This is a genomic window from Micromonospora sp. NPDC005324, from assembly GCF_040607155.1.
GTDB lineage: Bacteria > Actinomycetota > Actinomycetes > Mycobacteriales > Micromonosporaceae > Micromonospora > Micromonospora trifolii.
The window spans coordinates 20,332-40,376 of the sequence record NZ_JBEXGE010000046.1 but is presented as its reverse complement, the minus strand read 5'-3'; the positions used below and the strand labels follow the sequence as shown (position 1 = coordinate 40,376).

20 protein-coding genes are annotated in these 20,045 nt (G+C 68.5%); 11 read left to right on the top strand and 9 right to left on the bottom strand.

Annotated elements, in window-relative coordinates; translation table 11 throughout:
• The first annotated feature begins 132 nt into the window (after positions 1–132).
• The 3 genes from ABZS40_RS32080 (at position 133) to ABZS40_RS32070 (ending at position 2,375) form a co-directional block, all read left to right on the top strand.
• The gene (locus ABZS40_RS32080) at positions 133–876 is read left to right on the top strand and encodes a GntR family transcriptional regulator (protein ID WP_354947797.1); all 744 of its coding nucleotides are present in this window, start codon (positions 133–135) and stop codon (positions 874–876) included.
• 88 nt (positions 877–964) lie between these two features.
• Entirely contained in the window at positions 965–1,534 is a 570-nt protein-coding gene (locus ABZS40_RS32075; RefSeq protein ID WP_354947795.1) for a DJ-1/PfpI family protein, read from the top strand.
• Between the two features lie 19 nt (positions 1,535–1,553).
• A complete protein-coding gene (locus ABZS40_RS32070; RefSeq protein WP_354947794.1) occupies positions 1,554–2,375 on the top strand; it encodes an alpha/beta hydrolase in 822 nt (273 codons plus the stop codon).
• Here ABZS40_RS32070 and ABZS40_RS32065 read toward each other — a convergent pair.
• On the bottom strand, positions 2,369–3,031 hold the full coding sequence (locus tag ABZS40_RS32065) for a class I SAM-dependent methyltransferase (protein ID WP_354947792.1): 663 nt from the start codon (positions 3,029–3,031) through the stop codon (positions 2,369–2,371). The two genes, ABZS40_RS32070 and ABZS40_RS32065, sit on opposite strands and share 7 nt — an antisense overlap.
• Positions 3,028–3,636, bottom strand: coding sequence for a DinB family protein (locus ABZS40_RS32060; protein WP_354947790.1), 609 nt, complete (start codon positions 3,634–3,636; stop codon positions 3,028–3,030). Before ABZS40_RS32060 ends, ABZS40_RS32065 begins: the two co-directional genes overlap by 4 nt.
• Positions 3,637–3,836: 200 nt before the next feature.
• On the opposite strand from ABZS40_RS32060, the gene ABZS40_RS32055 reads away from it, so the two are divergent.
• On the top strand, positions 3,837–4,349 hold the full coding sequence (locus ABZS40_RS32055; protein WP_354947788.1) for a GNAT family N-acetyltransferase: 513 nt from the start codon (positions 3,837–3,839) through the stop codon (positions 4,347–4,349).
• A 171-nt stretch (positions 4,350–4,520) separates the two neighbouring features.
• Here ABZS40_RS32055 and ABZS40_RS32050 read toward each other — a convergent pair whose 3' ends face one another.
• Positions 4,521–5,765: a PQQ-dependent sugar dehydrogenase gene (locus ABZS40_RS32050; RefSeq protein ID WP_354947786.1), complete on the bottom strand. Its 1,245-nt coding sequence runs from the start codon at positions 5,763–5,765 to the stop codon at positions 4,521–4,523.
• A 188-nt stretch (positions 5,766–5,953) separates the two neighbouring features.
• Here ABZS40_RS32050 and ABZS40_RS32045 point away from each other — a divergent pair, with 188 nt between their 5' ends.
• The 5 genes from ABZS40_RS32045 (at position 5,954) to ABZS40_RS32025 (ending at position 10,492) form a co-directional block, all read left to right on the top strand.
• Positions 5,954–6,478: a hypothetical protein gene (locus tag ABZS40_RS32045; RefSeq protein WP_354947785.1), complete on the top strand. Its 525-nt coding sequence runs from the start codon at positions 5,954–5,956 to the stop codon at positions 6,476–6,478.
• Positions 6,479–6,677: 199 nt separating this feature from the next.
• Positions 6,678–7,913, top strand: coding sequence for a low temperature requirement protein A (locus ABZS40_RS32040; protein ID WP_354947783.1), 1,236 nt, complete (start codon positions 6,678–6,680; stop codon positions 7,911–7,913).
• 202 nt (positions 7,914–8,115) lie between these two features.
• Entirely contained in the window at positions 8,116–8,415 is a 300-nt protein-coding gene (locus tag ABZS40_RS32035) for a hypothetical protein (RefSeq protein WP_354947782.1), read from the top strand.
• Positions 8,416–8,493: 78 nt separating this feature from the next.
• A complete protein-coding gene (locus tag ABZS40_RS32030; protein WP_354947780.1) occupies positions 8,494–9,051 on the top strand; it encodes a hypothetical protein in 558 nt (185 codons plus the stop codon).
• A 1-nt stretch (position 9,052) separates the two neighbouring features.
• Positions 9,053–10,492 (top strand): NAD(P)/FAD-dependent oxidoreductase, encoded by a 1,440-nt coding sequence (locus ABZS40_RS32025; protein ID WP_354947778.1) that lies wholly within the window; start codon positions 9,053–9,055, stop codon positions 10,490–10,492.
• A gap of 93 nt (positions 10,493–10,585) precedes the next feature.
• Here the strand turns inward: ABZS40_RS32025 and ABZS40_RS32020 are convergent, their stop codons facing one another.
• Positions 10,586–11,194: a helix-turn-helix domain-containing protein gene (locus ABZS40_RS32020; RefSeq protein ID WP_354947777.1), complete on the bottom strand. Its 609-nt coding sequence runs from the start codon at positions 11,192–11,194 to the stop codon at positions 10,586–10,588.
• A 212-nt stretch (positions 11,195–11,406) separates the two neighbouring features.
• Here ABZS40_RS32020 and ABZS40_RS32015 point away from each other — a divergent pair, with 212 nt between their 5' ends.
• Complete coding sequence (locus ABZS40_RS32015; RefSeq protein ID WP_354947776.1) at positions 11,407–12,180, top strand: alpha/beta hydrolase; 774 nt, start codon at positions 11,407–11,409, stop codon at positions 12,178–12,180.
• A gap of 39 nt (positions 12,181–12,219) precedes the next feature.
• On the opposite strand, the gene ABZS40_RS32010 is transcribed toward ABZS40_RS32015, so the two are convergent.
• The 3 genes from ABZS40_RS32010 to ABZS40_RS32000 all read right to left on the bottom strand — a co-directional run bounded on the left by ABZS40_RS32010 (position 12,220) and on the right by ABZS40_RS32000 (position 16,103).
• On the bottom strand, positions 12,220–13,212 hold the full coding sequence (locus ABZS40_RS32010) for a DUF1152 domain-containing protein (protein ID WP_354947826.1): 993 nt from the start codon (positions 13,210–13,212) through the stop codon (positions 12,220–12,222).
• A 134-nt stretch (positions 13,213–13,346) separates the two neighbouring features.
• Entirely contained in the window at positions 13,347–13,607 is a 261-nt protein-coding gene (locus ABZS40_RS32005; protein ID WP_354947775.1) for a hypothetical protein, read from the bottom strand.
• A 306-nt stretch (positions 13,608–13,913) separates the two neighbouring features.
• Complete coding sequence (locus tag ABZS40_RS32000) at positions 13,914–16,103, bottom strand: UvrD-helicase domain-containing protein (protein ID WP_354947774.1); 2,190 nt, start codon at positions 16,101–16,103, stop codon at positions 13,914–13,916.
• A gap of 487 nt (positions 16,104–16,590) precedes the next feature.
• On the opposite strand from ABZS40_RS32000, the gene ABZS40_RS31995 reads away from it, so the two are divergent.
• A complete protein-coding gene (locus ABZS40_RS31995) occupies positions 16,591–16,842 on the top strand; it encodes a hypothetical protein (RefSeq protein WP_354947772.1) in 252 nt (83 codons plus the stop codon).
• A gap of 24 nt (positions 16,843–16,866) precedes the next feature.
• Here ABZS40_RS31995 and ABZS40_RS31990 read toward each other — a convergent pair whose 3' ends face one another.
• Together ABZS40_RS31990 and ABZS40_RS31985 are read right to left on the bottom strand one after the other, a co-directional pair.
• Positions 16,867–18,714, bottom strand: coding sequence for a glycoside hydrolase family 15 protein (locus ABZS40_RS31990; protein WP_354947770.1), 1,848 nt, complete (start codon positions 18,712–18,714; stop codon positions 16,867–16,869).
• Between the two features lie 154 nt (positions 18,715–18,868).
• Positions 18,869–19,873, bottom strand: coding sequence for a LacI family DNA-binding transcriptional regulator (locus ABZS40_RS31985; RefSeq protein ID WP_354947768.1), 1,005 nt, complete (start codon positions 19,871–19,873; stop codon positions 18,869–18,871).
• Positions 19,874–20,045: the final 172 nt, after the last annotated feature.

Here is a 20,045-nt window from a genome sequence, read left to right as displayed (position 1 = left end):
CGGCCCGGGAGGTGCTGGATGCAAGGCATCCGTCACTTTTCCTATACGATCCAGTGGGGGCGTCAGCATGTCGCAGCCTTGTGACTGATGTCAACAGGTTCCCGAAGGTGCAAGAAAGGACCTCACGTCACGATGGACGACGAAGCGATGATCGCGCGGGGCCGCAGGGCCGTGACGGGCGCAGCACCGCCGGGAAGATCTGGCGGCCGGCTTGCCGACGAGGTGTACGACACGCTGCTCGGACAGCTGATGTCGCTACGGATCGAGCCTGGCTCCCGCGTCACGATCGACGTCCTGGCGCGAGAGCTGGGGGTCTCGCAGACGCCGATCCGAGACGCTCTGAACCGGATGGAGGCCGAGGGCCTGGTGGTGCGTGTGCCCCATGCCGGTTACCGCATTCCACCCCAGATCACCCGTCACCGATTCGAGGACATGCTCGAGGTCCGCCTCCTCCTCGAGCCGGCGGCGGCGCGCAGATCCGCCGAACGCGCATCCTCAAAGCAGGTGGCCGGTCTGCGACGAATGCTGGAGGAGATGGCGGAGCTGGAGGGGGGCGACGGGCCCTCGGCCTATGGCGCCTTCGGGCTACGCGACGCCGCCTTTCACGATCTCGTCGCCCTGAGCGCGGAGAACCAGGTCATCCGTGAAGCGCTGGCTCGCCTGCACAGCCACGTGCACCTCTTCCGGCTTCACCACGACACCCAGGTCACTCACCTGGCCATGGCCGAGCACGAGGAAGTTGTGGCAGCGATCGCCGCGCGTGACCCCGACGCCGCCGCCTACGCGATGCGTCGGCACATCCTGCGGTCCGGCGAGCGTTTCCGACGATTGTTCGACGAGATCGAGGGCGCCGACGGGATGGCGGTAGAGGCTTGACGGGCGCCCTGGGCCCGGGAATGCTAACTCAATCCTGATCGGATCGGATTGGATCCACCTCACCGTCCCCAGATGCGAGGAGAAGCAGGTGCCCAGAGCGCTGCTCCTGACCGGCGACGCCGCCGAGGAGCTCGACACCATGTATCCCTACTACCGCGTGCAGGAGGGCGGCTGGGACGTCGACGTCTCGTCACGGACGATGCGTGACGTGCAACTGGTCATCCACGAGTTCGACCCCAACTCCGACGCCTACGTGGAGAAGAACGGCCGGAAGTTGCCGGTCGACGTCCCCTGGGCCGAGGTCGACGTCGAGCGCTATGACGCCCTCATCATCCCCGGGGGACGTGCCCCCGAGTGGATCCGGGTCGACGCCGACGTCAGGCGCATCACCGAGCACTTCTTCGCTCGCAAACTCCCCATCGCGTTGGTGTGCCACGGCGCGCAGGTGCCAGCGGTGTACGGGCTGCTGAAGGGTCGAAAGACCGCGTGCTTTCCCCCCATCACCGGTGACATGGAGAACGCCGGCGCGACTGTCATCGACGCTCCCGACGTCGTGGACGGCAACCTCGTCTCCTGCCGGGGGTGGCCCGACATGCCGCAATTCGGCAGGGCGATGATGGAGCTCTTCGCAAAGTCTGTCAGCCCCGCATCGGCATGAGCACACCTGGTCTGCCCCGGTGACGGCACTTCGGAGCGTCACAGTCGACGGGTCCCCCGTCCACGTCCTGGAGAGCGGCACCGGGCCCCCGGTGCTGATGCTGCACGGCTCCGGACCCGGCACGACCGGGTCCGGAGCCTGGGCGACGACGGCGGAAGCGCTGGGCACGTCCTTGCACCTGGTGGCTCCGGACCAGGCGGGGTTCGGCCGTACCCCTGTGCCAGCGGGCTCCAGGGGTGGGCTCCGGTTGTGGACGGAGCAGGCCGCGGGCCTGATGGATGCTCTCGGTATCGAGCACTACGCCGTGGTGGGTCACTCCATGGGCGGTGCCGTGGCGCTGGCGTTGGCGGCCGCGCGCCACCAGCAGGTCACCCGTGTCGTGGCGGTCTCGACGATGGGCGCCCCCGGGGCGCCGCTCTCCGCCGACCTCGACGCGGTCTGGGCCGCCCCCGCCGGCCCGCTCGGAGCACGGGACATGCTGAGTCGCCTCGTCCTCGACCAGGCGCTCGTGACCGATTCGGCCGTCGACGCCCGTGCGGCTGCGATGCGAGCGGGGGCGGCGGCATTCGCGTCGTTGTTCCCTCCACCCAGGGCACGATGGGTCGACGAGCTCACCCTCTCGGCGCAGACGCTGGCAGCGGTACGCGCGCCCGTGCTGCTCGTTCACGGCGCCGAGGACCGAGTCACCCCGCTCGGGACCGCAGCCCAGCCCTTGCTCGAACACCTGGCCGATGTCCGTCTGCACGTGCTCGGCCGATGCGGGCACGTGCCGGCGATCGAGCACCCGCACGAGTTCAGGCAACTGCTGTCGTGCTTCCTCCGCCGGGACGGAGGTCACTGATTGCTGCGGCTGCCCGACGATGGGACTGGCCGCACCGGTAGGCGCTGTGCCCAGAAGAGGGAGTGCCCGCTGCTGCCTTCCGGGACGAAATCCTCGGCCATGATTGTCAGTCCCGCCTGTTGCAGCCACGAGCGGTAACTGGAGGCGTCGGCGTGACTCCACCACATGCTGGCGGGGCCACCGAGCCAGTTGTCCTCAATGCCCGTCCAGGCACTGTTGCCGACGGTGGTGAGCAGCCAGCCGCCGGGGCGTAACCAGGTGCCGATGCTCTTGATGAGTTGCGGCTGGTCGGCCAGGGGCATGTGGATGAGGGCGTACAGGCAGACCACGGCGTCGAACGAGGCCGGCGGCAGGTCGAGCCCTGTGGCGTCGGCGCGGAGAAAGGTGCCGTTGGGCACCAGGCGGCGCGCCCGCTCGATCTGCACGTCGCTGATGTCAACGCCGGTGACGTCGTGTCCGGCGTCGGCGAGGAAGCGGGCGACCGGCACCCCACAGCCGCATCCGAGATCGAGGACTGCCGCCGAGGCAGGTAGGCGCTGGTGTAGGCCGGCGAGCCAGGGAGCGTACTGGCCGTCGTCAGCGTCGTCCGGTCGATAGTGGTAGGAGAGTGCGTCGTACCCGCGTCGAACCAGGTCACGCTCGTCGCTCCTGCTCATTGCGGGAACGCTACGAGGCTCGGTGCCACCTGCCGAGCGGTTGGTTGCGGTACGGCTTCGTCCTGCCATCGGTAGAGGTCGCGCAGCAGGCAGATCTCGGCACCGTGATGGATCAGCTCCCTGTTGACGTGCAGGACGATGCCCTCCATGGGAAACCGCTCGGAACCCACAGTGGGCGGACTCTCCAGCTCGGCGTCCGAGAGCTCGCGGACCCCGGCGTTCCATCGTCCATACATCTCATCAAGCTGTTTCAGCGCCTCGTCAGCTGTCCCCGCGTAGGTAAACGTCTGGGAGTCGACGTCCTGGCCGCCGAAGTGCCACCCGACCCGATAACCCAGGCAGGAGACGATGATGTGCGCCAGCCGCCAGGCGATTGTCGTCACCGGCGCCGGCGCCGGCGCCGGGTCAGGGGACGCACAGTCCATCGTCCATTCCCCTGAACCTGCCGACGTCGGTGCGGCCGACGTGCCACGTGGGCGGATGCTCCAACAGCCGCGCACCGGCTCCCAGAAATACTCCTCGTCGGCAAGACCGTGCAACCGCGGCCGCAGGTTCCTGTGCCAGTGCCGGTCCAGCTGGTCCGCGATCCGCTCGCTTCTTGTCACTTCCGCACATTACCTACATCGGAGACCTGGCCGTGACCCTCGCGGACGCCGTCGCCGGCAACGGGCCGCGCTTCGACATCGACCACCCGGCTGGCTGGGTTGGGTTCCACGACCCGATGTGCCAGCCTCGACCAATGACGCGCGTGTCAGACCTGGGAGCCGTCGCCTGGCCGCCTGCGCCGATCGGGACCGAGAGGCTCGTGCTCCGTGAGCCCGAGGCCCAGGACCGCGCTGCGTTCATCGAGCTGCTGGCGTCGCCGGAGGTGAACACCTACCTCGGTGGTCCCCGCCTGCCCGGCGAGCTTGAGCGCGAGATGCCTGAAGTGCCCGAGCGGTGGCCCGGAAGCTTCGTCGTTGACCTCGACGGGGCGATGATCGGCCAGATCCTGCTCAGGAGAGCAACGGGGCACCGCCGCCCGGCAGCGATGGGGAAGGCCGACCTCGGTTACCTGTTCCTGCCGCAGGCGTGGGGATTCGGGTACGCCACCGAGGCGTGCGCGGCGGCCCTCGACTGGTTCGACGGTGTCCTTCCCGGCGAGCCGGTGGTGCTCACCACCCAAACCGCCAACGTCGCCTCGATGCGCCTTGCGGCAAAGCTCGGGTTCCAGGAGGTAGAGCGTTTCCACGCCTGGGACGCTGAGCAGTGGCTCGGCCTGCGGTCCGCGGTCACGCTGCCTGCTCGTGGAGGTCGCCAATGGCGGCTTCGGTCCTGAGCTGGGCGTTGCTGGCGGTCGCACGGACGATCTCGGGCGTACTGCGGTCGATCGGCTCGAATTGGCTCGCCGGGTGGCTCAACGGGAGCCTGCCGCGCAGCAGTCCGGGGACGGCCGCCGAACGCGGCCGCCCCCGGAGGTGGTGCTGGTGTCAAGGGCGTATCCCGAGGTTCAGCGGATCGTCGCCCCGCCGGTGGGGGATGGCTGAACCCGCTCGAACCGCACCTTGCTCAGCCATCCCGGGAGGTCACTGAGCACATACAGCTCGCCGTTCACGTCGGCGCCGAACGCCGTCGGCTGGGTGGGGAAGGTGCCGATCTCAGCGGACTCGTAGCCACCCGTGGACGTGGGACGCACGGCGAAGGCGCGGGTCGAGCAGTAGTCGCTAGCGATGTAGGTGCCCCGTGCCTCCGGGGTGACGAACCCCCGGTACACCAGGCCGCCGATGATGGAGCAGTTCTCCGTCATGTAGTGGTCGTACTCGACGATCGGGTCGGTGAGCCGTACGCCCGGCCGGCACTGCGTCTCGTCGAAGACGGGCGTGCCCTCTCGACAGGACCAGCCGAGGTTCGCGCCACGCTGCGACGGGCGGACGTGGTTGATCTCCTCGATCAAACCCTGGCCGACGTCACCGATCCACAGCGAGTTGTCGGCCGGGTCGATGGAGAACTTCCACGGGTTGCGCAGCCCGTAGACCCAGATTTCCGGCCGCGCGCCCGGCGTGCGGACGAACGGGTTGTCGTAGGGCACGCAGTAGGGCTTTCCCCCGCAGCTGCGGTTGACGTCGATCCGCAGAATCTTGCCGAGCAGGGTGCCGAGGTTCTGGCCGCTCTTGTAGGGGTCGTTCGCGTAGCCACCGTCGCCGAGGGACCAGTAGAGGTAGCCGTCGCGGCCGAAGGCCACCTGTCCGCCGTTGTGGTTGCCGTACTCGGCGTGCTGCTGGGTGAGCAGCACCTGCACCCGATCAGGAGCATTGATGGGCACTCGCGCCAGGGTCAGCGCGCCGGCCGGCAGGCTGGTGTAGGCCACGTAGAGCATCCCGGTCCGCGCGAAGTTCGGCGCCGGAGTAATGCCGAGAAGGCCGCGCTCGTTGTCCGACGTGTCGATCCGGGCGCTCAGGTCGATCACCGGGTCGGGAGCCAGGCCGGTGTCGGGGTGGTAGGCGCGGACGGTGCCGTTCTTCTCCGCGATCAGCATCCGGCCGTCCGGAAGCCCGGTGATCGCGATCGGACGCTGCAGACCGAAAGCCACCCGTTCGGACACCACGGTCAGCTCAGCGAGTGGCACAGCGCGGGGTTTGGATGTGCCGGCCGTGGCGGCGCCGGCCATCGGCGCCGGTGGCGACAGGGACGCTGCCAGGGTCAGAACGAGCAGCCCGGCCAGCATGGTGGCCGGGCGATGACGCCGTCGTGACATGTTCAGCTCCTCGATCAGGTGGGGTGGTGGATGCGGTCTGGGAGCGTTCCCACGATACATCGGCTCTAGTCAATATCCAACTCTCGCCGCCTTTGAGCACCGGCCGGACCCGGGCTGTCGCGCTCCGCCCGGAGCGGGTGACATCGGGCGGTAGGGTGAGTAGCCGATCAATACGAACGGTGGTGCCGGTGAGTCTGATCCAGGTGGGTGTCACCGCGACGACGACGATGCTGGCGGTCCTGATCGGTGGGTGGCTCACCGTCCGGGCTCAGGACCGGTTGTGGCGGCGCGACCAGGATCGACAGTGGCGGGACATCCGGCTGAACGCGTACACCGACTTCATCGGCGCGGTCCGGGAGTACGTGGCCCACGTCCTCAACCCGGCCGCCCGCATCACCGCGGTGCCGCGCCCGCGTGATCCGGGTGATCTCATGCCGTTCTTCGACGACGAGGGCAGTCGATACCGGGAGCGACTGGAGAGCACGAAGACCGCGCTTCGACTGGTGGCCGGCAACGTCGAGGTGGTGAGCGGCTCGTCGGAGCTGGTGCGCCAGGCCCGGCTCCTGGCTGCCGCACGGGCGGGCAGCGAGGCCGAGGCGTTGCCCGCCGATCGGTTCGACGCCCTGTGGGAGGCCGAGCGCCGATTCATCGAGATGGCCCGGGCCGAACTCGGCCTGCCCTCCGCGTTCCACGCCGTCGGTCAACGCAGTTGACAGGCTGGGGGTGAGGCACCCTCCGGCGGCTGACGGCCGTATCCCCAGCAGCTGCGGTGCCACCCGGGCCCAGAGGCGGAGGCCGCCTCGCTGATCTCTCGCGGCCGGTCGGCCCAGGTGTCGTTGCGCCGGGATGAGCGCCGACGCAACTCCGCTGGCGGCCGGCTCGTTGGTAGCGAGGGGCGGACGGAGGCTGACGATGGCGGCGGGGCGGGGTGCCGAGCTGCTGCGCCCTCCAATGAGTTCGGGTCGGGCGACGTTCCTGGAGCTGTTCTTCGATCTGGCCTTCGTTGTGGCCCTCACCCGGGTCTCGCAACGATTCGCCGGGTTGGGCGACGACACCGGCTGGGCGCTCGTCACGGGGTTCGGGCGTACCCTGCTGCTCTTTCTGGCGCTCTGGTTGATCTGGTCGCACACCGCCTGGATCACCAGTCGGTACGAACCGGAACAGCCGATCATTCAGGCCGTCGTGGTCGGCACCATGTTCGCCGGCCTGATCATGGCGGTGACGCTGCCACGCGCCATGGAGGAGCGTGCGCTGCCGTTCACTGTCGCGTACCTGATGGTGATGGTGCTGCGGCCGCTGGTGGTCGCCGCCGCGCTGCGTGGTCATCCGCGACGGCTGGTGCCGTTCCGGCTTGTCGTGTGGGCTTTGGCGAGTGCCCCGCTGTGGCTGGCCGGCGCGTTGGGCCCGGACAACCTCCGCCTGCCGCTTTGGGTTGTCGCCCTCGCCGTCGACTACCTCGCCTGGACATTGGGCTGGCCGCTGCCGTGGCTCGGGGTCTCGAAGGTAGGTCGGTGGCGAATCGCGGGAACGCATCTCGCGGACCGTTATCAGCAGATGTTCCTCATCGCGCTCGGTGAGTCGATTCTGGTTATCGGCGTGGTCTTCAGCGGTGCGGACTACTCCGCCGAGCGGGCAGCCGCGTTCACTGTCGCGTTCGCCACCAGCGCGCTGCTCTGGCGGATCTACTTCTACCGTGCCGGTCTGCTGCTGACGGAGACGTTCGGCCGGGCGGGTATGCCCGGCCGACTGGGCGCGGTGTCGGAGCGGACGCATCTGTTGATCGTGCTCAGCGTGCTCGTCACGGCGGTCGGCTACGAGCTGGTGATTGATCATCCGTTCGGGCAACCGCGGCCCAGTTGGCTGCTGTTCGTGGTGGGCGGTCCGATGCTCTTCCTCGTCGCCCGGATGCGGTTGGAGTATGAGATCTTCGCTAAGGTCTCCCGACCTCAGGTCATCGGCTTGGCCGTTCTGGTGCTGTTCACGCCGGAGTTGGCCCGTTGGGCGCCGATGGTCGGGCTGAGCGTGGTGGCCGCAGTGCTGGCACTCGTCGCGCTCCTCGGTGCACTGCGACGCCGGGGCCGGCCGCTGGAGGTTCCCGCCTCGCCGATCGGACGAGAGGCGTCCGGAGATCGCGACTCCGAGGCGTGACGCGGCGGTCGTGCAAACCTGCGCGTCGATGTCGCACCGGTACTGCTCCTGCGCCTGGTGGCGAGCGTCACTCACGTGACCGCGGCTAGATAGAACGGTCGGTCTTGACGGTGTGGGTCACGGCCGGTATGGTTCTCACAGACAGAACGTTCGTTCCATCTGGCACTCGTCAGGTGTGCGGTTGTGCCTGAAGGAGAGCGCCATGCCCACCAAGATCACCCTTGTCATCGGTAATCCCGCCAACCCGGACGAGTTCGAGAAGGTCTACGCCGACGTACGCCGGGCCGCGGAGACGTTCCCGAGGCTTCAGCGGGTCGAGTCGGCCAAGGTGTGGCCGAAGGAGGACGGCACGCCCACTCCCGCGTACCGGACGCTCGACCTGTACTTCGCCAGCTACGAGGACGCCTCTGCCGCAGTGGCGACGCCTGCTGCCGGTGCCGTCTTCGGCGGGCTCCAGGGCGCCCAGGTGGAGATCACGGGGCTGTTCTCGAACGTCGAGTAGCACCGCCGTCTCGTCCCGGCGGCGGCCTGCACCCCCGCTGGGCGTCCCCTTCGCTCCGGAATCACCGAGAGGATGACCATGACCACCGTTGCCGTTCCCGGCATCTCGACGACGGCCGCCGCCCTGCGGCGGTTGTACTTCGGTCGCTTCGCCTTCGCGATCGTCTGGGCTGCCGTGACGTTCCCCCTGGCAAAGCACCTCAACCCCCTCACCGCCGCGCTGCTCGTGATCTACCCCCTGTTCGACGTGGCCGCCGCCATCGTCGACGTCCGCGCGTCACGGGCCACCGGATCGCCCACCCTGCTGTACGTGAACGTCGCGATCAGCCTGCTCGCCGCGGTGGGCCTGGGCATCGCCGGCGCGTCCGGCATCCCGGCGGTCCTGCGCGTCTGGGGCGCCTGGGCGGTCGTCGCCGGGCTGGTTCAGCTGATCGTGGGCGTCACCCGCCGCAGGATGGGTGGCCAGTGGCCGATGATCATCAGCGGTGGCATCTCCGTCATCGCCGGTGGATCGTTCGTCGCGGCCGCCTCCGCGGATAACCCGGCGCTGACCAACGCGATCGGCTACGCCATCCCCGGCGCCATCTTCTTCCTCATCGCGGCCATCCGCCTCGGCCGCGCAGCGAAGGGAAACTGACGTGCAGAACGCCGCGTACGACGTCATTGTCATCGGCGCGGGACCGGTGGGGGAGAACGTCGCCGACCGCGTCGTGCAGGGCGGCCTGACCGCCGCGATCGTCGAGCGGGAACTGGTGGGTGGTGAGTGCTCGTACTGGGCCTGCATGCCGACCAAGGCGTTGCTGCGCAGCCAGGCCGCGCTCCGGGCGGCTCGTCAGCTGCCCGGAGCCCGCGAGGCGGTGACCGGCGAGCTGGACGCGGCGGCCGTGCTGCGTCGCCGGGACTCCTTCGCCTCGCACTGGAAGGACGACGGGCAGGTGTCCTGGCTGAACTCCGCGGGGATCGCGCTGTATCGGGGCCAGGGGCGGATCGGCGCCGACCGGCTCGTCGAGGTCACCGGCGCGGACGGTGTCACCACCTCGCTCACCGCCCGACACGCGGTCGTCATCGCGACCGGAAGTAGCGCACTGGTGCCGGACATCGCCGGTCTGCGCGAGGCGGCACCGTGGACCAGCCGTGAGGCAGCAGCCGCGAGCGAGGTGCCCGGCCGGCTCGCCATCATCGGCGGTGGCGTGGTGGCCACGGAGATGGCGACCGCGTACGCCGGCCTCGGATCGGCGGTGACGGTGCTCGCGCGCGACGGAGTGCTCACTCAGGCGGAGCCGTTCGTCGGCGAGCGGGTCACGCAGTCTCTGCGGGAAGCTGGCGTGTCGGTCCACCTCGGTGCCGAGGCCGCCTCGGTGAGCCGCGACGGCGACGGCACTCTGCACGTCACGCTCACCGACGGCGAACAGGTCGAGGCCGACGAAATCCTCGTCGCGATCGGCCGTACGCCGAACACGCACGACGTCGGCCTGGACCGGATCGGCCTGAAGCCGGACGCCTGGCTCACTGTCGACGACACCCTGCGGGTCATCGACAGTGCTGGCGCGTTGATCGGCGACGGCTGGCTGTACGCGGCCGGGGACGTCAACCGGCGTGTGCTCCTGACCCACCAGGGCAAGTACCAGGCGCGCGCGGTGGGCGACGTGATCGTGGCGCGGGCCAGGGGCGAGGCGGCAGACGACCGCCCGTGGGGTCGGCACGTCGCGACCGCCGACGAGCGCGCCGTGCCGCAGGTCGTCTTCACCGACCCGGAGATCGCGTCGGTGGGGCTGACCGCAGCCGCCGCCGAGGCCGCCGGACTGCGCATCCGGGTCGTCGACTACGACCTGGCCGCCGTCGCCGGGTCCGCGCTGCACGCGGACGGCTACCAGGGGCATGCCCGGATGGTCGTGGACGAGGACCGACGGGTGATCGTCGGTCTCACCCTCGTCGGCCCGGACGTCGCGGAACTGATCCATGCCGCGACGATCGCCATCGTCGGGGAGGTCCCACTGGAGCGGCTGTGGCACGCCGTGCCCGCGTACCCGACAGTCAGCGAGATCTGGCTGCGCCTGCTGGAGGCGTACGGCCGCTGACCTGAGCGTGCGGCAGTCCGCCCCACCCCCGGCCGAGTCCGCTCGTCCGGGGGTGGCCCAGCCCGAGGTCGTGCGGCGGCGGTCACGCGAGGGCTAACGGGCCGACTCGGCCGACTGAAGCTCCGAGTTGATCCTGAGGAGTCCCTCGACACCGCGCAGGAAGGTCTCGGACACCAACGTGGGGTCGGAGAGGCACCCGGCCGCCATCGCGCCGTCCCGGAGCATGACGAAGTGGCGCGCTGCGGGATCCGCCGTTTCTTCGTGGACCTGTGCCATGAGCGTGGTGATGGTGTCCAGGAACCATTGCCGGTGGGCCGTGAGTTCTTGGTGAACGGGATGGTTCGTGTCGGGATATTCCGCCGCTGCGTTCAGGAACGCGCACCCGCGGAACCCGGGGGACTGGATGTTCTGGGCGATGGAACTGGCGATGGCCAGGAGCGGATCGACCGGCGGTCGGTTGGCGGCGAGGGCCTCCTCGACCATGCCGCGCTCCAGTTGATGCACCTCACGCAGGTAGGCCAGGATGAGGTCGTCCTTGCTGGGGAAGTGGCGGTAGAAGGTAGCCCTGGTCACCTTCGCCTCGGCGATGATCCGGTCGACGCCAACGGAGTGAATGCCCTCGGCGTAGAAGATCCTGGTCGCCGTGCGGAGAAGCTTGAGGCGTGCCTCGGAGGGCCGGGCATGGGGTTCGTCGCTCGCCATCCAACCATCTTAGCGACAGAACGTTCGGTCTGATTGGTGCCTGCGGTTGTGGCGTGGTTTTTCGCCAGCCAGGCGTTTCGCCCCGACGTTCGGCGCGGCGCTTCATTCTCGATCTCGCTGACAGTGGCCTGATCGATGCTGGATTCTGGGTACTGGGTACTGCAAGGCACCGGAGCCGGGATCGCCGGCGTGGCCTCTTGAAAGGACTCCAGATGAGCGCTGCTTCTGACATGTCTGCCCAGGAGATGCCGACGGTTGTGCTGATTCACGGTGCATTCGCCGGCTCGTCGAGTTGGAATGGGGTGATTGCCAACCTCAAGGGCCGGGGTTATCCGGTCATTGCCGTTGCCAACCCGCTGCGCGGTGTGCAGAAGGACGCCGCGTACGTTCGGGCTCTTCTGGACAGCCTGCCCGGACCGGTCGTGATGGCAGCCCATTCCTACGGCGGGCTGGTCATGACCGAGGCCGCGGCCGGTGCCTCCAATGTCAAGGCCCTGGTGTACGTCGCCAGCGTGAGCCCGGACGTAGGCGAAAGTGTGATCGAGTTGGTCGGCAGGTACCCCGGAAGTCAGCTCCCCTCCAGCATCACAATGGTGCCGATCCCCTCCGACGACGGCGGCACGACCATGGATCAGTACCTCTTGCAGGACAAGTACCCCGAGGTGTTCGCCGCCGATGTCGACCCCGAAACCGCCAAAATCATGGCGGCGACGCAGCGACCCGCCTCGGCGAGCGCCCAGGAGGAGGGCGTGACCAAGGTCGCCTGGAAGACGATCCCCTCGTGGACTCTGATCACCACCCAGGACCAGGGCATTCCACCAGACCTGCAGCGCTTCCTGGCCCAGAGGGCGGGGTCCACGACGGTTGAGATCGCCGCTTCCCACGCTGTGGCAGTCTCGCAACCCGGCCCGGTCGCAGACCTCATCGACACCGCCGCCCGCGCCACCGCACGCTCGATGCAGTTGTCCAAGAGTCGCCAAGGTTGACGGAGGCTTGGGCGTTCGACGCTTATGCGCGGTGCCGGATCAGTGCGGGAAGGCGCGGGGGATGCGCGCGCCGAGAAGCTCGTCGCGGAACGCCTGGATGCGTGTGATGACCTGCCGTCTGCCGATGGTGTTCTCGATGCGGTCGAGGTAGAGGCATCGGGCCGCGAGTTTGTCCAGATCGACTGTGAAGTAGATCGCCATCAGCGGGTTGACGAACAGATCGCCACCGCCGGTGCGTCGGCTGAATCGGACGTCCCCGAACCCGCCGCTGGTGGCGGCGGCGATCTGTCCCTGAACGATGCTCGGCCGTTGCGGGGTGGCGGCCTGGGCGTCAGCGACGGCAGCGCGGTAGAGCTCCGCCTCCCGGCTGGAACCGGGGATGGACAGGGCGCCGAGGTAACCACCGTCTCTGTCGAGCGCGGCGAGGTTCTCCAGCACCTCGACATGGTTGACGCCGTCGTAGGCGTCGATGCCGAAGCCCAGACTGGTCACCAGCTTGACCGGTACGTCCAGCGCGGCCACGGCGGCCAGGCTGGTCATGTCCTCCACCGGAGTGCCGAGGTTGCTCTCGTCGCCCCGCAGCAGCACGTCGGTGCCGCCGTCGACCAGCACCACCGCGTCGATGTCGAGGTGTTCCACCAGGTGCCGGTAGGCCGTCCGCAGCGGCTGGACACCGAGCGGCGGAAACGCGTACACCGTCGACGGCAGTTGCTGAGCCGCCAGCCATCGGGCGAGCGTTCTCTCCGGGAAGTACCAGTCGGGGCTGGTGGTGTCCGGCTGAACCGCTGCTACGTGCTCCACCACCCACGCGTCTCGGTCGATCAGCTCGAGTTCCGAGAAGGAGAGGTTCGCCAGGTGCACCTGCGCGCCGGCGCGCCACAGGGCGAACGCCAGGGGCAGGCCCGCGTAGACGTCGAAGCCGCCGCCCGCGCCGGCGATGAGGATGCTCCGCGCCGGAGCCAGGGCGGCGAACAGTGGCGGAACGGCCATCGAGAACGCACCGGAGTCGGCCGGTGGCGCCGCAGGGGTCATCACCGCTCAATGATCACCGACGCGCGGCGGACACCGGCGACCCGGCGGTGACGTCGTCGTGCAGGGGTTCCTGGCCTGATCACGAGAGCGCTTCGACGCAGTGGCCGCCCCGAATGCCTTCTGAGGGTGCGAGGCTAGTTGATCCGGTGCGCACTGTAGATGTACAGCACACTGGGATCCGCAGCCCTCCGGTACCACAAGAGGCCGGCTGGGCTGGTGCAGCGGCCGTCCATGATGTAGGTGTATTCGGGGTACGCGTATCCCGCCACCCCGGACGAACTGCTGTAGCCGTAGCGCCACGGGGCCTCGGCGAACCGCATTTCTATGCGCTTGGTGGTCGTACAACCCGCAGCGAACGCGGGAGTCGGCACGGCCAGCGTACTCAGCGGAAGCACGATGGCTGCTGCCAGCGCTAACAGTGATCTCCTCAAGATCTTGCCTCACTTTCTGCACGGCCGCCGTTTGAACGAGCCGGCAGCGATGACGGATTGCCGAACATGTCCAAGATCCGCACCCGTGTGGGCGAAACTCGTTTCCCAGCTTCGATTCGCCAGCGTCACAGGTGATGGGAGTTCACAGCGTATGGGCGCAGAATGGGCGGTCGCTACCGCCGCTGGCTGTCCCGAACACAGGCGTGCCTGTCCGGGCTGCTCACGGGCTTGTTCGGGCTTGTTCGGAATGCTCGTCAGGACGTCAGGGTCTCACGGACGCGGCGAATGCTGCGTGAGTGTCAGCTGTCCGAGTTCCTGGGTGCATCGGGTGAGCGCGACGTAGAGGCCGTTCCAGCCGCGCGGTTCGGCGGCGATGCCCTGAGGGTCGATGAGGAGTGTCGCGTCCCATTCCAGTCCCTTGGACTGGGTCGCGGTGAGCACTGGTACATCACTCAGTACGGCTTGGAGTGTGGCGACGTGGTCCGCGGGGGCGATGACGCCGACAGTGCCGCCGCGCCACCGTTGCTGCAACTGCCGCACCGCTTCCACGGCGGCGCCCGCTAGCTCAGCCGGTGTGATCGCGAGCTCCCAGGGGGCGACGCCGGAGGCGCGTACCGCTCGTGGCGGCGTGTTGTGGCTGCCAGCCTTCTTCAAGACCGGTTCGGTGAGGTCCATGACCTCGCGCGGGGTCCGGTAGCAGATGGTGAGTTCCGCGCCGGTCCAGCGGTCTCCGAAGGCAGACTGCACCGCTTGGGCCCACGTGGTGTGCCGGTGGGCTGCCTCGGCCTGGTCGATGTCGCCGACGGCGGTGATGGAGCGACTGGGACAGCGCCGGAGAACCATCTGCCACTGCATATCGGACAGCTCCTGCGCCTCGTCGATGACGACGTGGCCGTACACCCAGCCGCGCTGGCGGCGCGCGCGTTCGGCGAGGAACTCGCCCTGTGGTTGCGGGGTGTCGACCTCGCCGAGCAGATCGGCGAGGGCGTCGAGCAGCGGGATGTCGCTTGATGCCCACGGGGTGGGCTCGGCCGCGACGGCGGCGATCTCCTCGGGGGACAGCTGCGGGGCGAACCGGGCCAGCAGGGTGCTGTCGGTCAGGAAGCCACCCAGCAGGGTTTCGGGGGCGAGGGTGGGCCACCATGCCTCGATGAACCGGGCGATTGTGGCGTTCTCGGCGATACGACAGCGAAGCTGCTCGACTTCCTGCTCGGAGAGCAACCCGTCGATGTCGCTGCCGGTGGACGTCCGGGTGGAGGGGTGGTCCTGCCCCATGCCCCTGTCGACGCGGGCGAGGATGTCCTCGAAGCCCTCCTCCATCTCCTCCATCAGCGCCTCGCGCTGCTCGGCGACGACATTGGCCAGGAGGTGGTGCAACTGCTCGGCGAACGCCGCCCGAGCGCGATGGTACGGGCGTCCCTGCACCGCCGAAGCGAGCGCCTGCGCCACAGTTGCGGCCGGAATGGCGTAGAAATCGCCCTGCCAGCGCAGCTTCAGCTCGCGCGGCCGGGGGAGCAGCGACGCGACGTAGCCTTCGAGCGCGGGCTGCCAGAGGGCGCGGCCCTTGATCTCGGCGAGAAGCCGGGTCTCGTCGCGGCTGACGTGGACGTCGGCCAGCAGGGTGTCGCAGGTCGCCGAGACGACGGCGGTCTCACCGAGCGCGGGCAGCACCTGGGCGATGTACTGGAGGAACCGCGGCGACGGGCCCAGAACCAGGACCGCCTGGTCGGCCAGCTTTCGGTGGGTGAACAGCAGGTACGCGACGCGGTGCAGGGCAACCACCGTCTTGCCCGTGCCGGGACCGCCCTGGACGACCAGCGGGCCGGTCGCCTCAGCCCGGATGATGTCGTCCTGTTCGCGTTGCAGGGTGGAGATGGCCGTCGACATGTGACCGGTGCGCCGCTGGTCGAGGGCGGCCAGTAGGGCGCCTTCGCCGACGAGTTCCGCATTTGTGGTCCCGTCCAGAGGCTCGTCGTCCACGCCGACGACGGCCGATCCCGTCGTACGGATGTGCCGGCGCCGTGCCTGACCCTGTGGGTCGACAGCCGTCGCGGTGTAGAACGGCCGAGCTGCGGGCGCGCGCCAGTCCACCAGCAGTGGCTCGGCGCCCTCGCCGTCGTCACGGAGACCGATACGGCCCACGTGGCGCACTGTGCCATCGAGGCCGTCGAGGCGGCCGAAGACCAACCCTTCCTCTGCTCGCCGTAGCTCGTCGTACTGCTGCCGGAGCATGCGCTGCCGGGCCCGTTCCAACGCGTCCACTGCCTCTGACGAAAGCTCGACCTGCAGGTGATCGGCCAGCCTGTCGCGCCGGGCCGTGGCCACATCCAGAAATGCCTGTTCCTCGGCGATCGCGGATCGGCGCGCGGCACCCTCTGCGGTAGAGGCCGGCAGTTGGCCGTCAGGTGCTACTTCGCCGCCGCCAGCAGTGCCGTTGCTCAGAGCAGACTTCCGGTGCATTCGCAGATCCTTGTATCGGGGTAACCCTCGGCTCGGACGAGCCGCAGCGCATTCGGCGGCAAGCATAGATTTGGTTTCCCTCACCGGCCAGAAGATTCGCCGGCAGAGATCGGAATCTCAATGCCTTGCGGTTCCGGGGTTGCTTGTGACCTCACCAATCTCATTCTCTTATTGACAGTCCGGTCTTCATCTGTTCTGCGGGGGCGTTCCGGGCAGTGCGGGTGTTCCCCGGCGACCACCGGCTACGACGCCGTTGGTCGGCAATCGTCGACCTGGGTTCTTCATGCGATGTACGAGAACCCCGGCCGTGCAGGTCTGGGCACTCACGACGATCTGCATCGCCACCGGCTCGAAACTGGCGACCTCGCGCCGGAGATAATCGGAGGCATCAACCTCGACGAGCCCACACCGCAGTTGGCCCGTCGCCGTCCAGCCACCGCCTGAAGGGTCCCTCGACGAGGAGAGCCTGGATGCCCTACTGGACACCGTGAGCCGTTTTTCGGTCGACGGCCCCGGGACCGACTGCGTCGCCTTCTACGCGTCCTTGCCGGCCGCTGACTTCGGCGACCCGCACGTGTGGCGGGGACCGTTGTCGGCAGTCCCCGAACTGATCGAAGAACGTGGGGGGCCGGACTTCGACCTGTTCGGCACCAAAATCAGCGGGACCGAGCAACTGGTCGAGGCGGTCAACAGCCACACCGCTCTCGAGACGGTGGAATGGCCGGCTCAACCCCGCTGAGTCGACCTGTTCTCCCCGCTGGCGCTACCGGCGCCGGCGGGCGTCGGCCTCGGTGTCGAGCAGGTCGTTGAGCGTCAGCGCAGAGTTGATCAGGGAGAGGTGGCTGAACGCCTGGGGATAGTTGCCGATCTGCTCCCCGGTCGCGGCGATCTCCTCGGCATAGAGGCCGAGGTGGTTGCTGAAGGTGAACATCTTCTCGAACGTGAGTCGGGCGTCGTCGAGACGGCCGGCACGGGCCAGCGCCTCGACGTACCAGAAGGTGCACATGTTGAAGGTGCCCTCGTGGCCGGGGAGACCGTCGGGGGAGTGGACCGGGTCGTACCGGTGGACCAGGCTGTCGGAGACCAGCTCGCGCTCGATCGCCTGCAAGGTGGACTGCCACAGTGGGTCGCTCGGCGTGACGAAACCGACCGCCGGCATGGCGAGCAGCGCCGCGTCCAGCACGTTCTCGTCGTACGCCTGCACGAAGGTGCCGCGGGCCCGGTCGTATCCGCGCTCCATGACCTGGTTGTAGATGCGGTTGCGTTGCTCGGTCCAGCAGGTCATGTCCCCGGGGCGGCCGGTGCGGGTGGCCAGCCGGATGGCCCGATCCAGCGCGACCCAGGACATCACCCGACCGAAGGTGTAGTTGCGGGGGTGGTGGCGGCTCTCCCAGATGCCGGCGTCGGGTTGGTCCCAGTTGTGGCAGAGCCAGTCGACCAGCCGGACGGTGCTCTTCCACACCTGGTGCGAGACGCGGATGCCCTGCTCGTCGGCGAGGTGCATGGCGTAGAGGGCCTCGCCGTGGATGTCGAGCTGGAGCTGGTCGGCGGCGCCGTTGCCGATCCGCACCGGTCGAGAGCCGCGGTAGCCCTCCAGATGGTCTAGCACCTCTTCGTGCAGGTCGGAGGAGCCGTCCACCCGGTACATGATCTTCAGTGGGTCCTGCTGGTCGCCGGCCTCGCGGATCCGCTCGTCCAGCCAGTTCATGTACCGGCTGACCTCCTCGGTGAAGCCGAGGCCGAGCAGCGCGTGCACCGAGAACGACGTGTCGCGTACCCAGGTGTAGCGGTAGTCCCAGTTGCGGGTCCCGCCGACCAGTTCGGGCAGCGCGGTGGTGGGCGCGGCGATCATCGCGCCGGTCGGCGCATACGTCATGAGTTTCAGCGTGATGGCGGAGCGTTCGACCATCTCCCGCCAGCGGCCGGTGTAGCGGGAACGTTCGAGCCAGCGCCGCCAGTAGTCCCGGGTCCACTCGAACATGCCCTGGATCTCTTCCGGCGCGAAGATGCGCGGCTCGGCGCCACCCGTCTCCAGGACCACCCCGCCGGTGTCGCCCTCGTTCAGCGTGCCGTACGCGACCAGGTCGCCGCCCTCAAGGTGGACGTCACCCTGTTCGGAGATCAACCGCCGCACCGGGTCGACCGGGTTGAACGTCAGCGTCGCCGACCGGCTGCGGAAGACGTACCCGTTGTGGTGGCGCTCCAGCTGATGCTCTTCGCGGGCGTAGTCGAAGCGCGGCCGGCACTCCACCCGGAAGCGCATGCTGCCTCGGACCATGGTGACGGTGCGGACCAGCCGGTGCGCGTCGGTGGCCCGCTCGCCGGTGACCGGCATGAAGTCCATCACCTCGGCCACCCCGTCGGCGCTGATGAACCGGGTGATCAGGATGGGTGTGCCGGGGAGGTAGAGCTGCTTGGTCACGTACCGCACGTCGTGCGGCGCGATCTGGAAGTAGCCGCCCTTCTCCTTGTCCAACAGGGCGGCGAAGATGCTCGGCGAGTCGAACCGCGGCGCGCAGAACCAGTCGACCGTCCCGTCACAGGTCACCAGCGCGGCGGTCTGCAGGTCGCCGATGAGCCCGTGATCCTCGATCGCCGGATAGCTGTCCACGTCTCTCCCCGGTTCGGCTGCGTCCTGCGCATCGAACCTAGGGGGAGAATCGCCGACTCAGGTGAGATTCACGTTCCGCCACCCTGTCGCGCGCCCCCGGTGCCAGCCACGGCAACGACTGCGTCGCCGCTGGAGCCGTGGTCGACGCCGGAGGTCAGTGGTGCGGGCGGCAGGAGGAACGGATGACCAGCTCGGTGGGGAGCCGGATGTGGGTGTCGCGCTCGACGCCGGCGATCAGGTCGATGAGCAGGCGCAACGCCTCGGCGCCCATCCGTTGCAGCGGCTGCATGATGGTCGTCAGCGGCGGGTTGACCAGCGCCGACTCCGGCACGTTGTCGAAGCCGATCACCGACAGGTCGTCGGGCACCGACAGGCCCATGTCGCGGGCCACTGTCATCGTGGAGATCGCGGAGAGGTCGTTACCCGCGAAGATCGCGCTCGGCCGGTCGGTGAGGGCGAGGAGCTCCGCGGCTGTGCCGGCGGCGCTCTCGATCCGGAATCCGCCGACGCGCACGAGCCGCTCGTCCACGGGCACGCCGGCGTCGGCCATCGCACTGCGGAAGCCGGCCTCGCGTAGCTGCGCCGACTTCAGGTCGGTGCGTCCACTGATGTGCCCGATCCGCTTGTGGCCGAGGGACAGCAGGTAGTTGGTCGCCAGCACGGCGCCGGCGAAGTTGTCCGAATCGACTGTGGGGAGGTCGGACGGCCCGGTGTGTGGGTCGACGGCCACGACGTGGAAGCTGTGTTCGGTCTCGACCACGGTCGGCGTGACGATCACGGCGCCGTCGATGAGAGTGCCGGAGAGCCGGGCGAGTGAGCGCCGCTCCCACCCCACGGCGGCGCCCTCGCCGTCACCGCTGGAGTAGGCCAGCAGCTGGTAACCGCTCCCGGCGACCTCCTGCGACGCCCCCTTGAGCAGTTCTGTCGAGAACGGCTCGAACTCGGCGACCAGGATGCCGAGCACGTTGGTGCGGTGGCTGCGCAGGCTCTGCGCCCCCAGGCTCGCCTCGTAGCCGAGCTCGTGGATGACCTGTTGGACGCGCTCCACGGTTGCCTGGGCCACGCCGTAGCGGCCGTTGACGACCTTCGACACGGTCGCGACCGAGACGCCGGCGGTACGTGCCACATCCGACATCTTGACGCGCTGCTGAAACACCACGTCGATGATGATAGGGCCCCGCCGGGGGTGCGTCGTCGGCAACTCGAAAACGTTATCGATACCGATTGACATCAAGTTACATGACTGTAAAACTTCGCCGCAGGCCGAGTACCGCGACTGACTAGTCGAGGAGACATTGATGGCAACGAAGCGGCGTGCGAGTGCCGTTCTG